At 33.2% G+C, this 15511-nt stretch carries 15 protein-coding genes, 2 tRNA genes and 1 rRNA gene; 10 read left to right on the forward strand and 8 right to left on the reverse strand.

What is annotated here, in order from left to right; all coding sequences use genetic code 11:
- The first annotated feature begins 8 nt into the window (after positions 1–8).
- Entirely contained in the window at positions 9–1493 is a 1485-nt protein-coding gene (locus K5782_RS03450) for an NADH-quinone oxidoreductase subunit N (RefSeq protein ID WP_297464025.1), read from the forward strand.
- Here K5782_RS03450 and K5782_RS03455 read toward each other — a convergent pair.
- Both K5782_RS03455 and K5782_RS03460 read right to left on the reverse strand, forming a co-directional pair.
- Complete coding sequence (locus K5782_RS03455; RefSeq protein WP_297464027.1) at positions 1483–2334, reverse strand: polyprenyl synthetase family protein; 852 nt, start codon at positions 2332–2334, stop codon at positions 1483–1485. The genes K5782_RS03450 and K5782_RS03455 overlap by 11 nt on opposite strands.
- Before the next feature lie 44 nt (positions 2335–2378).
- Positions 2379–2472: transfer RNA gene (locus K5782_RS03460), tRNA-Glu, on the reverse strand.
- A gap of 80 nt (positions 2473–2552) precedes the next feature.
- On the opposite strand from K5782_RS03460, the gene K5782_RS03465 reads away from it, so the two are divergent.
- Positions 2553–3194 (forward strand): iron-containing redox enzyme family protein, encoded by a 642-nt coding sequence (locus tag K5782_RS03465; RefSeq protein ID WP_297464028.1) that lies wholly within the window; start codon positions 2553–2555, stop codon positions 3192–3194.
- Between the two features lie 33 nt (positions 3195–3227).
- Positions 3228–3301, forward strand: a tRNA-Ile gene (locus tag K5782_RS03470).
- A 112-nt stretch (positions 3302–3413) separates the two neighbouring features.
- Here K5782_RS03470 and pyrE read toward each other — a convergent pair.
- Positions 3414–4019: an orotate phosphoribosyltransferase gene (gene pyrE / locus K5782_RS03475; RefSeq protein WP_297464029.1), complete on the reverse strand. Its 606-nt coding sequence runs from the start codon at positions 4017–4019 to the stop codon at positions 3414–3416.
- A 50-nt stretch (positions 4020–4069) separates the two neighbouring features.
- On the opposite strand from pyrE, the gene K5782_RS03480 reads away from it, so the two are divergent.
- Entirely contained in the window at positions 4070–5152 is a 1083-nt protein-coding gene (locus K5782_RS03480; RefSeq protein WP_297464030.1) for a transcriptional regulator, read from the forward strand.
- On the opposite strand, the gene K5782_RS03485 is transcribed toward K5782_RS03480, so the two are convergent.
- A complete protein-coding gene (locus tag K5782_RS03485) occupies positions 5144–6250 on the reverse strand; it encodes a site-2 protease family protein (RefSeq protein WP_297464032.1) in 1107 nt (368 codons plus the stop codon). The genes K5782_RS03480 and K5782_RS03485 overlap by 9 nt on opposite strands.
- Before the next feature lie 75 nt (positions 6251–6325).
- Here K5782_RS03485 and K5782_RS03490 point away from each other — a divergent pair, with 75 nt between their 5' ends.
- Both K5782_RS03490 and K5782_RS03495 read left to right on the forward strand, forming a co-directional pair.
- Positions 6326–6823: an N-acetyltransferase gene (locus K5782_RS03490; RefSeq protein ID WP_048109346.1), complete on the forward strand. Its 498-nt coding sequence runs from the start codon at positions 6326–6328 to the stop codon at positions 6821–6823.
- A gap of 38 nt (positions 6824–6861) precedes the next feature.
- The gene (locus K5782_RS03495) at positions 6862–7080 is read left to right on the forward strand and encodes a hypothetical protein (RefSeq protein ID WP_048109348.1); all 219 of its coding nucleotides are present in this window, start codon (positions 6862–6864) and stop codon (positions 7078–7080) included.
- On the opposite strand, the gene K5782_RS03500 is transcribed toward K5782_RS03495, so the two are convergent.
- Positions 7081–7908, reverse strand: a complete 828-nt coding sequence (locus tag K5782_RS03500) for a class I SAM-dependent methyltransferase family protein (protein WP_297464078.1) — start codon at positions 7906–7908, stop codon at positions 7081–7083.
- A 5-nt stretch (positions 7909–7913) separates the two neighbouring features.
- Complete coding sequence (locus K5782_RS03505; RefSeq protein ID WP_297464034.1) at positions 7914–9701, reverse strand: ribosome biogenesis/translation initiation ATPase RLI; 1788 nt, start codon at positions 9699–9701, stop codon at positions 7914–7916.
- Between the two features lie 91 nt (positions 9702–9792).
- Between K5782_RS03505 and rrf the strand changes: the two genes are divergently transcribed.
- Positions 9793–9912 (forward strand): 5S ribosomal RNA (gene rrf, locus K5782_RS03510).
- Positions 9913–10186: 274 nt separating this feature from the next.
- Here the strand turns inward: rrf and K5782_RS03515 are convergent.
- Positions 10187–11659, reverse strand: coding sequence for a leucyl aminopeptidase (locus K5782_RS03515; RefSeq protein WP_297464035.1), 1473 nt, complete (start codon positions 11657–11659; stop codon positions 10187–10189).
- Between the two features lie 35 nt (positions 11660–11694).
- Positions 11695–12069, reverse strand: a complete 375-nt coding sequence (locus K5782_RS03520; RefSeq protein WP_297464036.1) for a hypothetical protein — start codon at positions 12067–12069, stop codon at positions 11695–11697.
- A 78-nt stretch (positions 12070–12147) separates the two neighbouring features.
- Here K5782_RS03520 and K5782_RS03525 point away from each other — a divergent pair, with 78 nt between their 5' ends.
- Genes K5782_RS03525 through fsa form a run of 3 tightly spaced genes read left to right on the forward strand, consistent with a single transcriptional unit; the run spans position 12148 to position 15454 of the window.
- Complete coding sequence (locus K5782_RS03525; RefSeq protein ID WP_297464037.1) at positions 12148–13815, forward strand: ribulose-phosphate 3-epimerase; 1668 nt, start codon at positions 12148–12150, stop codon at positions 13813–13815.
- Positions 13812–14786 carry a transketolase family protein gene (locus K5782_RS03530; protein ID WP_297464038.1) on the forward strand — a complete coding sequence of 325 codons (975 nt, stop codon included), beginning with the start codon at positions 13812–13814 and terminating at the stop codon, positions 14784–14786. Before K5782_RS03525 ends, K5782_RS03530 begins: the two co-directional genes overlap by 4 nt.
- On the forward strand, positions 14783–15454 hold the full coding sequence (gene fsa, locus K5782_RS03535; RefSeq protein ID WP_297464040.1) for a fructose-6-phosphate aldolase: 672 nt from the start codon (positions 14783–14785) through the stop codon (positions 15452–15454). Before K5782_RS03530 ends, fsa begins: the two co-directional genes overlap by 4 nt.
- Positions 15455–15511: the final 57 nt, after the last annotated feature.

Raw genomic sequence — 15511 nt, forward strand, 5'->3', positions numbered from 1 at the left:
ATGATGAGATGTTAGAAATTAGTTCAACTCCATTGGTAATAATTGCAATACTTGGTACCGTGGGAATTTTGTTACCTATCATCAGCATCGCAAGAAAAGAAAAAGGCTCAAACTCATTTTATGCCGTTATTGCATTTGCTGCATTAATAATATCGATAGGATACGTTGCATATCAATTTGTTAATGAAAACATTCTTCCATCTGCACTGTTTTCTGAAGATGTTCTTGTAGATGATGCATTTGGTGGATTCTTTGCCATTGCAATGTTAATTGTTGCAATCTTCACTACAGTTGGCTCTTTTAATTATATGCGTAAGAAGAACTATCCTGCTGTATATTATTCGCTAATACTACTTTCTACAATCGGTATGGTGTTAGTAGCATACTCTACTGACCTAGTAATGTTATTTGTTGCTTGGGAACTTATGAGTATTCCAACATATGTTTTGGCTGGATTTATGAAAAAGAATCCAAGCTCAAACGAAGCTGCACTGAAATATTTCTTGTTTGGTGCATTATCGTCTGCAATTATTGTTTATGGAATTTCATTATCTTATGGTTTAACCGGTTCTACAAATATTGGTGAAGTTATTCAAGGTTATGCAACTCTTGAACCTTCTTTGTTACCTTTAGCATTATTGTCTGTTGGAATGTTTATTGCAGGATTTGGATTTAAGATGGGACTAGTTCCATTCCATCAATGGTTACCTGATACTTATGAGGGTGCACCACCAACCATTACAACTTTACTTGCAGCTGGAACAAAGAAAGCAGGATTTGCAGCAACTATTAGAATAGTAGTTCTTGGAATGGTAGTACTAAATCTAGATTGGACTTTAGCTCTTGGGATTATTGCAGTAATGACAATGACTATTGGTAACATTGCAGCAATAATGCAAAAGAACCTTGCAAGAATGCTAGCATATTCTAGTATTGCTCATGCTGGCTATATCCTAATAGGACTTGCAGTATCTCCTTACAGCTCACTTGGTTTACAAGGTTCCCTCTATCACATCTTGAATCATGCAGTAATGAAAGGAATGGCTTTCATCGCAGTTACTGGCATAATCACTACACTTGCTGTAACTCATATCGATAAACTCAAAGGACTTGGTAGAAGAATGCCTATTACCGCACTTGGGTTGATAATTTCCTTATTTGCTTTAGCAGGTGTTCCTCCACTTGCTGGATTTTGGAGTAAACTAGTATTATTTGGTGGTGCATTAGATGCAGGAACTTCAATATGGTGGGCACCTTGGCTTGCAATAGCTGGAGTTCTAAACAGTGCTTTATCACTTGCTTACTATGGTTGGATCACAAGAAAAATGTACTTTGAAGGAGAAAATGAAAAACGTGTATCAGAACCAAAATCAATAATTGCAATTATGATATTCTCTATTATCTTCTTGGTAGGTTTTGGTGTTTATCCAGATCCAATAATTAAATTTGTTGAATTTGCAGCTCCTACATTTAGCTTAGGCGTTATGCCTTAAATGTTGTAAATTTTATAAGATTATCTAAATTTATTTTTGCATTATTGTCTGCAATTTTCCTTAAACTAGTTCTAGCCTTGTCTGAAAATTCTTTTAAAAGATCTTCCATTTTGTTGAATACGTCTCTAGGATCAGAACTTTTCTTGATCAATAAATTAAATAATTTATCTTCGTTCTTCCAGTCTAGCAAATCATCTCTTATTTGATATGCAATTCCTATGTTTTTACCGTATTCTGTAAGTGCTTCTATCTCTTCTTCACTACCGTTTGCAATTATTGCACCTATTCTTGCAGCAACTTCAAATGCAGTAGCAGTTTTGTATTCAATCACTTTAAGGTAATCGTCAAAAGTAACGTCTTCACTAGTTTCTAACCTGCTTTCTATCATTTCACCTTCACTCATCAACATAGCTGTTGTCGCTAAATCCTTTGTAATTCTTGCATTGTTTAATCGTGAAGAAATGGCGAGGATTAATCCTAAAACAAAATCTCCCGTCAATACACTTGTGTTATATCCATATTTGATATGGAATGGCTCTTTGAGTCTTCTCATAGTTTCATTATCTATGATATCGTCATGGATGATTGACTCCATATGCAAAAATTCTACTGCACATGCTGCTGCCAAAGTATTATCGTCAATTTTTCCTACACTCTCAGCAGCTAATGATAAGATAATTGGTCTAATTCGTTTTCCACCCTCTAAAGAATATTTTAACGGTTCGATAAATTCAGATTCAGAATACAGTGATAGTTCTCTATCTAATGCGTGGTTAATTTTGTCTATATACTTGCCATATGTTTCAAGTAATGGATTTATCTCAATATTTTTTCTGTCCAAGATATTGATCTATTCAAAAAACTTTCTCATTAGTAATTAAATCTTGGTGCTCCAGCCGGGATTTTCATCGTTAGATTTTGAACCCGGGATCACTGCCTTGAAAGGGCAGTATGCTTGACCGGTCTACACCACTGGAACCCACAAAAATTGGGTAATTTGTCCATAAAATCTTTTGTAAACCACAAAGATTTTTTTATTGGCACAATACGAGATGTGATATGAATCTAATAAAACGAATTGATGAAATGATTGAAGAAAGAAGTTTGTTAAAACACCCATTCTATCAAATGTGGTCTGATGGAAAATTATCTCTAGACTCTTTAGCTGGATACTCTAAGGAATATTTTCAACTTGTAAAGGCAGTTCCATCATTTATGACTCCAATAATAGAAAAAGCTCCAAATTATGTAATCAAGGAACTAGTTGAAAATCAATTTGAAGAGTCTTCACATATTAAATCATGGATTAAGTTTGCAGGTGAATTGGGAATTTCTGAATCTGAGTTAACTCATTACAATGGATTAGAAAAGACCAGAAAAGCTGTTTCAGAATTATCTGAATTAATGACTACTTTTGATGGCGGTGCATGTGCAATGTATGCTTTTGAAAAAGAAATTCCAAAAATAAGCCAAACAAAACTTGATGGTTTGATAGAATTTTATGGAATATCAAACGATGAGGCTACCGAATACTTTAAACTTCACACCGAAGCTGATATTCGTCATACTGCTTCTTGGAGAAATATTCTTGAAAAAACATCAGCTGATTCAGACAACTTGATCCAAATTGCAGATAAATCTATTTCTGCACAAAATTTGATGCTTGATAGTTGTTATGAATCTTATTGTTTAAGCTCATAACATTTTATACTGAAGATAAAATTCATCTGCTTAGGGCCCATAACTCAGCTTGGTAGAGTACCCGGCTCATAACCGGGGAGTCAAGGGATCGAAGCCCTTTGGGCCCATATTATTTCCGTTAGTTTTAAAATGACCACAGACAAAATTTACTGGCTGCAATGAAGAATCAGAGTTATATCTGAAAGATGATTGAAAGGCATTTGTCTGAGCCGCCAAAAATTATCTCTCGATTTGTTTTCTAACTTTTTCTAAAATATCATCTTCTATGAATTTTTGTTCGTGTAATGCCTGTGTAATTTGCATTATATTGGTAAGAGAATGCAATTTAACTCCTAATTCTTTGAGTGCTTCATCTGCACCTTCCATTCTATTTACAATTACATATACATCTTCAATAGTTATGCTGGCATCCTTCAATGACTTTATAGCATTCACAACAGAACCTCCTGTAGTAGCAACGTCATCTATCATTACAACCCTCATTCCCTTGTGAATTTGTCCTTCGACTGATTTTGTAGTGCCATAATCTTTTGGTTTGCTTCTTACATAGATTAACGGTTTGACTGTTTCAATCGCTAATGCTGATGCAATAATTAACCCTCCTGTAGGAACTGATACCAGAGAATCAAAACTATCCAGTCCTATGTCTTCTGCGATGTTATTTTGTAGCTTTTTTACCATAGTTCTAAATTGATGAGGATAGCTGGAAACCAGCCTCAAATCTACATAGTATGAACTTTTTTTACCACTTGCAAGTGTAAAATCTCCAAATTTTATAATTTCTTTTTGCATCAAAAAGGTTGCAAATTCTTTTATGAATTCCATGTCTAAATTAATTACAATGGATTTATTTTGGTTTGTATTGTGTAATAATCATGCCTGAAATTTGGTTAAATTATGGTATTACTGATGTTGTTCTTGATATTAGGGCAGAGAATTTAGAGCAAAAAATTGACTCTGATGGTAAAGTCTTAGATGATGCAGCGATCAATGAAAAGCTCACCACAATTGATTTAACAAAACCTATGGAACTTGTGATATTACATAATTCTAAATCCATTCAAAAAATTATTTCATCATTATTTACAATCTGTGAACAAAAATCATTACCTTTTCCTAAAATTTTAGCTGAGAAAAAAATAATGAATCTAGTAAAATCTGGCTTACCTGAAGGAAGTTCAATTAATGAATTTGATAACACAAACCTTTCTAATTCTAATCTTGTTTTCATTGGTGAAGTAGAGTTTGATGGATTATTTGGATATGAAACAATCTGTTCCCGATTAATCAAAAAATTTGGTCAAGAATCAATGCTTTCTGCATATGCAAAAAGAAAAAATAATGTTCCATCTCCTGGGCAAATAACCGAAAGTTTTGATGAAGCAAAAAAATTTGCCGATAATTTTGAAATCAAAGCAATTGAAATTGTAGCAAATTCTCAAGGTATTGTTGATTTTTCAATAGGACATCCCTCTGAAACTGTTTCATCTACAAAAATCCTTGAATCATTTGCAATCAAAGATGTCGGTCATCACAAATCAATGATAATTAGCACTGGTAAAGATTCTAGTAATGACAATCTTGGAAAATCTCTTTCATCTCTTTGGAATTGTGCTAGTGCTATACAAAATGGAGGTTTGGCAATCTTAGTGGCAGAATGTAAATCTGGTTTAGGCTCTGATGCGCTACAACAATACATTGAGGGAAGATTAACTATTGACCAACTTAGAAATCCAACCAAGTATATTTCTGGAATGGAAGATTTATTGTTTTTATCTGAAATTCAAAAAAACTTTCAGATTGGTTTGGTTTCAATTCTTCCTGATTATTACGTTAAAAAATTAAATATGATTTCATTATCTGGAATTAAACCTTCATTAGATTATATTCTAAAAACACAAGGTAATAGACAAAAAATTGCAGTTGTAATAGATGGAGCTAGAGTTTTACTAAGATAAAAAATTAAACAAAAAATTTGATGGTATGGGAGCACACAAAATAGCTAATCCTATGATTCCTATATATGCTAGTTTTCTGTTTTTTGATAATGGCGAGATATCATCAAGTGGTGTTGCACTAGGGTTTCTTGAACTTAAAACAAGAATTAGCATCGCCATTAGCCAATAATTTAATAAAACAAGAATTGCCATACTTCCAAATGTTGCATATCTGTGAAGTTTAGATCCAAGCAATGTTCTTGCCATATGTCCTCCGTCTAACTGCCATGCTGGTAATAAATTCAAAAATGTAATTAGAAATCCAATCCAAGCTGCAAACAACACTGGTGTCATTATTACTTCATGACCTGGTCCACCTTTTCCAAATAATGCTAAACTTGCAGTCATCAATAATGGTTCACCTTGATTCCATTCAATTAATCTAGATTCTGCAAAAAGTCCTTGAGCAATATCTTCTTGTAATATGGGGGCAGTATATGCTCCATACATTGAAACTACTATTGCAATTATTAGTCCTGCAATTGGTCCTGCAATAGCTACATCAAATAAAATTTCACGATTAATTGTTAATCCACGTGATTGAATAAATGCACCAAAAGTAGGAATGCCCATAATTGGAATTCCTGGTATGAAAAATGGCCATGTTGTTTTTAATCTATGAATTTTAGCTGCAACTATGTGTCCTAACTCATGAACTCCTAAAATCCCTAAAAGTGACAGTGTATAGATTCCTGCCATTTCTAATGGTTCTCCTATATTGATAATGGAATTAGTTCCTACAGTACGATAAAATCCATCAATCATTACAAAAGTTATGACAATTGCAAACAAAATTCGTGGAGTCCAAGAGGCGCTTAACCACTTTCTTTGTTTTTTTGGAGTAAATTTTTGAATTATTAGATATTTACCATCATCCATTTGTTCCAGTTTACACACATAACTCATATTTTCTAATTTTCTTGCTAAATCCTCAAATTTTGATTTAAAATTATTGTCACTAATCCTAAATTCCAACGCATACATTCCTTTGTTGAACTGTTCCACTTCAAATAATGAATTAACTAATGAAATTATGTCATCTTGAGAAGGTTCACTCATTCTCTTTACGGCTCTTTCTTTCCATTAAATGGTTTTGTGGTTTAAAATTAAATATTGATAATAAATTATACTAGTATGCAAGTAATTCTTAGGCAATTGGGTGATTGTAACATCCGTAGAGCAGATCCAAGCGATCTTATTCCTGTCATGGAAATAAATCTGAAGACCCTTCCTGAACACTATTCTGATTATTTCTATGAAAGCTTGTTAGCTGAAATACCGGAGGCATTTATTGTTGCAGAAATTGGAGGAAAACATGTTGGATACATCATGTGTAAAACTGAATATGGATTTTCAAATTTCAAAAAATTAGGATTTGTAAAAAAAGGACATATGGTATCAGTTGCAGTTCTTGATGAATATAGAAAAAAAGGAATAGGAAAAGCATTAGTTGAAGAATCTGTAAATGGTGTTAAACTCAAAAAATGTGATGAGTTCTATCTTGAAGTAAGATGCAGTAATAATGACGCTGTTAGACTATATGAAAAATTAGGATTTATTATTAGACAAAAACTTAATGCATATTATCGCGATGGTGAAGATGCTTATCTAATGGCAATAGAATTAGATTAGCTCAAACCAATAAATAACTCACAACAAACTTCAATTTAATGGATAAGCGTAAAGGCATGGGTGTCACAATTTTTGTATTGTGTATTACAGCATTTTTTCTTTATGCATATTTACTGATGCTATCTGAATGGAGTCCAATTGTTTTACAACTATCAATCTTGATGATTGCAGGCGGAATTCTTGGTGTTGTGGCGTGGATTGGTTATGTTATGGCAACAACCAAGCCATCATCTGCATCAATCTCATCTGATGATTAATTATTTTGAAATTTTTACATCCACAACAGTTTGATAATATCTTGGACCTACAGCTCTTACAATTTTTGATCCTAAAATTTCTGATTTAACAGGTGAGATCTTCAAATAATGTTCTTCAGAAAGTTTCCCTGCATCTGATTTTTTATCTGCATGGATATGTGAATAATAATGAATAATGCCTCCATTTTTAGTTGCATTGATGGCAGATTCTAAAAATTCATCTGATCTTTCTGGTAGCAGCATTAAAGTTCTATCTGATTTATTTTGTAGTTGTTCTTGAATTATCTGTAATGCATCTCCATTAATTGAAACTATATTCCCTACAAGTTTATTTGATTTGATATTTTTTTCACAAAGTTTTGTTGCAATTGGATTAATGTCTATGCTATATACCGTACATTTCTTTTTTTTTGCAATCATGACTGAGAACATGCCTACTCCCGCAAACATATTGACTATAGTTTCTCCATTCTGAACTAAATTTGATATTCTCTCTCGTTCTGTAGATAATCTAGGAGAAAAGAATGCATTTTCAACATCTACTATAAATTTACAGCCAAATTCTTTGTATTCTGTTTCTGTTTTGTTATCTCCTGCTAAAATTTCTAAATTTCTTGTGCGAAAATCTCCTTCTACAGCAGATGCTTGATAAAAAACACTTTTTGCAATTTTTACTTGTTTTAACAGCGTTTCGCCAATAATTTTTTTCTTTGAAAGTAATGAATCTGGAATCCTTACTATAATTATATCACCAATCTGATCAAAAGATGAAATAAGTTCTTGACTTTCTTGTTCGCTGAGTATGCTTTCCAATGCCTTCTTTAGCATTCGAGTCATCCTTTGTAATAATAATTTCCTGAATCTTTTTGGTTTTTGTCTAGCCTACTTTCTAATTTGTTAACTCGTGGTCTCAAACTTTTCTCATCTCTTCGGAATGACATGTCCAATGATTTTAGAAATCTATTCATTGCATCTGCTTTTGGCATTGGAGGTGTCGCATGTCCAGTTACACCTGACACGCCTTCAAAAATTATCATAGAGTCAGAAATTAAATCCATTAATTGTATGTCGTGATCTATTACGATTGCTGTTTTGCCAAATGATCTAACAAATTTTTGTAAAAACTTTGCGATAGTTATTCTATCTTCTACATCTAAAAATGCAGATGGTTCATCCAATGCATAAAGATCTACTTTTTGTAAAAGACATGCTGCAACTGAAATTTTTTGTAATTCTCCTCCTGATAGATTCTTTACAGATTTATTGTAAAGTTTTTTAATTTTTAATGGTTCAAGTATTTGTTCTTCTTCTTGACTGCCTTCAATTTGACTTCCATTGGCTTTGTCTAATAATGCTATGACTTCTACATCAATATCGTTTTGAAGATATTGTGGTTTGTACGCAATTTTTATTTTTTTATCTATTTCACCAGAATCTGGTTTTTCTACTCCTGCAATCATCTTCATCAATGTTGTTTTTCCAAGCGCATTTGCCCCCATTATCCCCAATACTTCACCTTTTCTTACTTTTCCAGGCTCAATTGTTACAGAGAAACTCGGATATTTTTTTTCAAGTTTTGGATATGCCATAATTTCACTTCCTTCTTGAAACTCATCTGTTGACGTTGAAGATACATCAAAAGAAAATTTTTTGTCTCTAAATCTGACATTTTCAGTTGGCAGATATCCGTCAAGAAATACATTGATTCCAATTTTAGTTGATAATACATTCGAAACAATACCATATGCTGCAGGTTCTCCATAAAGCAATTCAATATAATCACTGAGATAATCAAGTAATGTTAAATCATGTTCTACAACCATTACGCTTTTTCCAATTTTAGCTAGATTGTGGATTACTCTTGCTACACTTTTTCTTTGAAATACATCATTATATGATGAAGGCTCATCAAAAAAATAAAACTCAGTATCTTTTGATGCAACTGCAGCTATGGATAATCTTTGAAGTTCTCCTCCACTAAGTTCTTTCAAATTCTGTTCCATAGAATTCTCTAATCCTAATTCTTTGATTAATTCTCTAGATATTCCACGTTCATCATATTTTTCTATTAGATCCTTTCCAGTTCCATCAAATGCTTGTGCAACATGATGTACTTGTTGTGGTTTAATTGATGCACGTATTTGTTTATTTTTGATTTTCTCAAAATGAGATTTCAATTCGGTTCCACTATAATACTTTAAAATCTCATCCCACTCTGGAGGATTTTCATATCGTCCTAAATTTGGCTTTAAGTTCCCAGATAGAATATTTACTACAGTGCTTTTTCCCATTCCATTTCTGCCAAGTAATCCTACAACTTCACCTTTTCTTGGAGTAGGTAATTTGTATAATCTAAATGAATTTGGACCGTATTGATGAATTTTATCTGACGCTAATTCTGATGCTAAATTGACAATTGTAATTGCATCAAATGGGCAAACTTTTACGCAAATGCCACATCCATTACAAACCTCTTCATCTATCTGGGCTTTTTTTACCTCTTCGTTTAGAATGATGCAGTCCGCACCTGACTTGTTAACAGGACAGTATTTTATGCATTCTAAACCACATTTTTTTGGCTGACACAGATCTCTGTCAAGTACTGCAACTCTATGGGTCATGTCGTAATTCTATTTTGCCTTGATTTATACCTCTTTTGAACTGTCCACTGAGAGGCGTTACCTTAATAGATGAGATTCCGTGAAGATTTTTCAAGCCGGCCATAGCGTTAGGGTGCGACCCAATCCCATTCCGAACTTGGAAGTCAAACCTAACGTCGCTGTTGTGCTACTAAGATGCGAGAGCTCTTGGGAAGCAACAGTGCTGGCATCTTTCAATCAATCTTTTAATATGGAATTTACAGTTTGCATTATGATTTCAATGCCTAACTGTGTTGTTTGTGGACAATCATTTTTAGACGATATACGTTTTCTAAATCATATGATGGATAAACATGGTTTTCGAAATCCTAACACCGATAAACCCGATAGAAACAGTCGTGGATACTAGTTTTACATTTTTCTAAAATCTTATAGTTATGTTTGATCATTTAGAAAATCTCCAACACTTGTTTGATTTGTAATTAAACCGCTAAATTATTTTTAAATTAATTCTGTAAATAATCTAAAATTAATCTTACTCCAAAACCTGTCGCTCCTTTTGGATTGTATGGTTTTTCTTTTGTTGCTATTTGTGTCCAGGCAACTCCTGCAATATCAATATGAACCCAAGGGGTTTTTTCAATAGCATTTCTTAAAAACGCTGCAGCGGTAATCGTGCCAGCAGCTCTTCCAATTCCAACATTTTTCATATCAGCAACTTCAGATTTTATCATGTCCATATAGTCATCATTTAATGGAAGATTCCAAATCTCTTCAGTTGTTCTTTTTGAAGACTCCATAATCATATCTGCCAATTTTTTATTATTTGAAACCATACCTGCAATGTTTGTTCCTAAAGCAATAATACAGGCTCCAGTTAATGTTGCAAAATCAATAATTGCCTTTGGGGAATATTGTTTTTCACCATATGATAACGCATCAGCTAAAATAATCCTACCTTCCGCATCTGTATTCAAAATCTCTGCTGTTTTTCCGTTGTATAATTTTATGATGTCTCCCGGTCTATATGCTTCTCCACCTGGCATATTTTCAACAGATGGAATAATCCCTACTAAGTTAATTGGTAATTTTAATTCTGAAACCACTTTCATGATTCCAATAACTGTGCATCCTCCACATTTATCGAATTTCATTTCATCCATTTTTTCACCTGGTTTTAATGAAATTCCACCCGTGTCAAATGTTACAGCTTTTCCAACTAGCACAATTGGTTTTTCGTTTTTAGGGCCACGAAAATGTTCTAAAATAATTAATTTTGGTTCGTTTTTACTGCCTTGTCCTACGGCAAAAATTCCTCCAAATCCTCTTTTTTTGAGTTCTACTTTGGATATTATGTTGCATTTCATATTATTCTTTTTTGCTATAATTCTTGAAAAATCTGCTAATGTTGTTGGTGTACATTCATTGGGTGGTAAATTTGCAATACTTTTTGTGTAAATAACACCATCTGAAATAATTTCTGCAGTTTTTATTGAATTTGAGATCTTCTCTGATTTAGAAATTAATATTGTGAGATTAGGATCGGAATTTTCTTTTTTTGATTTATATTTTTCAAACTTATAAAGAGACATTTTGCATCCCTCTACTATTTGAGATACTGATGAAAGAGGTTCAATAAGAGAACTTGGTGGTGCTATTATGGTAAATTCTTTCAGTTTCAATTCTTTAGCTTTTTGAGCAATTTTGCCTGAAACAAACCTAATTGTATCGTTTGTAAAGTCTTCTTTTTTACCTAATCCGGCTAACAGAATTCTCTGAGTTGATTTTTCGGTAGTTGGAATTACTGCTATTTTACCAAATATCCCACCCATGTCATTTATTGATTGCTTTACTGATAAGGCAATTTTTGAATTCATATTTTGTAATCCTAATATTTTATCGGAATTTTCTAATACGTATCCACAAAGCATAGCAGTTTTCTTTTTAGAATTGCTTGAGTTTTCTAATCGAATCTTCATTATGCTGATTGGTTTTGATGTATTATTTAGATTTACTAGAGATCTATTTTTTTGCTATTTGAAAATAAACTTGCCGATCTTATGAAGACTGCTTTTACAGTTTTACAGGCTTGTTCACACTGTACATCTACTTTTGTATTATTTGATTTAACATGTTTTGTTGTAATGATTGCTTTTAACAGTGGTAATAGTGCTGCTCTTCCACCATATGCTGTTTTTTTATCTATTAGCCAAAACATCTCTGTTGCTGATTCTCCCAACGTCTTTCTTAATTTTATACCAAAATCTGAATAATGTCCGATCATTGTGAAACTACTCCTTGAAAGAAATTCAATCATTTTTGCAAATTTTACACACAAATAACACTGATTATCATAAACAATTATTGGTAATTCTTCATTAATATCCACATTCATCATTGGTAATCATCAGATTAAAATTTTGCAGAAGTAGATTTTTATTAAATTTGTAGTTATCGCAATCGAGAAATGAGACTAAATTATTATCTAATCAAAAAAAATGTTCTTCGTGCTCGTAAATTAGTAATTAAAGCATTAAACAATGCAGGTTCTGGTCATCCAGGAGGATCTTTCTCTATGGCTGAAATTTTAGGGTGTTTATTTTACAAACATTTGCAGTATGATCCAAATAATCCTCAATGGGAAGATCGAGATCGCCTGATCTTATCTAAAGGGCATGCGGGACCTGGCTTGTTTTCAAATATGGCTGTTGCAGGTTATTTTCCAGAATCCCAACTTGAAACTTTAAGACAATTTGGAAGTAAATTACAGGGTCATCCTGATCTAAAATGTCCTGGAGTTGAATTCTGCGGTGGTTCTTTAGGAACTGGTTTATCTTATTCTATTGGTGTTGCACTTGCTGGTAAAATTGATGGTAAAAAGCATCATGTCTATACTATAATAGGTGACGGTGAGTCAGATGAAGGTCAAATATGGGAAGCAGCAATGACAGCTGCAAAATACAAGGTAGATAATCTTACAGCATTTTTGGATAGAAATTTTATACAACAGGATTCATACACAGAAAAAATTATGCCATTAGATGAAAAACTAGAAGGAGATGACATCTCTGAAATGTGGAAAGATGCTTCACGATGGAAGACAGGTGATAAATGGAGATCATTTGGATGGAATGTAATTGAAATTGATGGACATAGAATTGAACAAATAGATGCAGCTATTACCAAAGCAAATTCTACAAAAGGAATTCCCTCAATAATTATTGCTAGAACAATTAAAGGAAAAGGAGTTGAACATATGGAAGATAATCCGCAATGGCATGGAAAAGCACCTGATTCAGATGTTACACCAATAATTGATTTAGAACTTGATTCTCAGTTTATGATTGCCCCATCAATCATTGCTGGTGATATGAATAATCTTGAAAATGAGATTAAGCGATGTATATCTGGCAGAGCCGACTTTATTCATCTTGATGTTATGGATGGCCAATTTGTTCCAACCAAAACTTTCGATCATACAAAAATCAAAGAATTACGCTCATTAACAGTACTCCCATTTGATACTCATTTGATGATCAATGAACCTGTAAAACATGTCAAAGATTATGTTGAATCTGGAAGTGATATAATTACTGTACATGCTGAAGTTTGCGATGAAACAAGCTTTGGTGAAATACATGATTATCTAAAACAAAATAAAGTTGGTGTGGGTCTTGCAATTAATCCAAATACTGAACTTCCTGAATGGTCTTACAAATTCATTCCATCTCTTGATCAACTAATTGTAATGTCTGTTGTACCTGGAAAATCTGGTCAAAAATACATTGAAGAAACTCATGAAAAAATGACTAGATTGAAAGCTATTCTAAATGAGCACAAGTTTTCTGGTTATATTGAGGCTGATGGCGGTGTAACTTTTGATAATATTGGTTCTTGTTTTGCAGATGGCGCTAGAGTTTTTGTGGGTGGTAGTGCAATTATTGGAAAACAAGATGTACGTGGTGCTATTAGAGATTTTAGAAATCAAGTTCTTAAAACTAGACGAAAATTATTACTTGATAAAGCAAATGAATTAGGAGGTTCTGAACTCGTTAAAAAATGGATTGGATTACATGTTGTTGGAGAAAAACAAGAACAGATTAAACAAATAGCAAAAGAGGCAAGTTATCTTTGAATCCACCTATTATGACTGACATGCGTTCAGAGTATTCAAAAATACTAATTGAACTAGGAAAAGAAAATTCAAACATAGTAGTTTTGGGTGCAGACACAACTGATTCACTCAAAACTTCTGGTTTTGGAAAAGCATTTCCAAATAGATTCTTTAATGTAGGTATTGCCGAAGCTAATCTAGTTTCCATGTCTGCAGGTCTTGCAGCTTCTGGAAAAATATCCTTTGCTAGCACTTATGCTATATTTTTGCCTGGTCGTGCAGTTGATCAAATAAGAAACGGAATAGCTTATCCTTCTCCTGGAAATAAAAAAGGTCTTAATGTAAAATTAGTAGTTTCTCATGGTGGTCTATCAGTTGGACCCGATGGCGGTTCACATCAACAAATTGAAGATATTGCAATAATGCGAGTGATTCCAAATTTCCGAGTTTTTATCCCTGCCGATACAATTGCAGTTTCAAAATTAACTAGATTAATGGCAAACGAATACGGTCCATTTTACATGAGAATGGCAAGATCAAACACACCAGTAGTTCATTCTGAATCCCAAGATTTCCAAATTGGTAAAGGAATTACAATTCGCGATGGTTCTGATTGTACTATTGCTGCATGCGGAATTACTGTAAGAATGGCACTTGAAGCAGCTGAATCTTTACAGCATGAGGGAATATCTTGTAGAGTGTTGGACATGTTTTCTATAAAGCCAATTGATGGTGATATATTAGAAAAAGCAGCCAGAGAAACCGGATGCATAGTTACATGTGAAGAACACAATATTTTGGGAGGTATGGGCTCTGCAGTTACAGAATCTGTTTCTGAAAGACATCCTGTCCCAATTAAAAGAATTGGCGCTCAAGATATGTTTGGCGAATCTGCACGAGATAATGAAATTCCACTACTTTTGGAAAAACACGGAATAACATCTTTTAATATGGTCAAACAAGTAAAAGAAATAAGGAGTAGAAAATTATGAAAATTTTTCTTGATAGTGCAAATTTAGAATCCATCAGAAAATTCAATGATATGGGTTTGTTGGATGGAATTACCACAAATCCCTCTCTCATGTCAAAAGAAGGCGGTAATCCAAAAGACGTTATGCAAGAAATCACCAAAATTATCAAAGGCGACGTTAGCCTAGAAGTTGTAAGTACTGAATATTCTGCAATGATTGAAGAAGGAAAACGTTTACGTCAATATGGTAAAAATGTTGTTGTTAAAGTCCCAATGACTTCTGATGGTTTGAAAGCCTGCAAATCTCTTTCATCTGAAGGAATTCCTGTAAATGTTACCCTGGTTTTTTCACCAAACCAAGCATTACTGGCTGCAAAATCAGGGGCAAAATATGTTAGCCCATTTATTGGCCGATTGGATGATGTTGGTCAAGACGGAATGAAATTGATTAAAGACATTAAAGTAATATTTGATAATTATAAGGATGATTTTAAAACACAGATTCTTGTTGCAAGTATTCGTCATCCACTACATGTTATTGATGCGGCAAAGATTGGAGCACACGTTGTAACTTTACCTCCAAATGTTCTAGACAAAATGCTCCAACACCCATTAACAACTATCGGACTGGAAAATTTTCTATCTGATTGGAAAAAACTAAAAGATGGAAATTCTGACATTAAAATTTAAAATTTACATATCCAAAATTATATGTACAATTACCTGATATGATGAGCTTAAATAAAT

It is taken from the genome of Nitrosarchaeum sp. (assembly GCF_025699065.1).
Lineage (GTDB): Archaea > Thermoproteota > Nitrososphaeria > Nitrososphaerales > Nitrosopumilaceae > Nitrosarchaeum.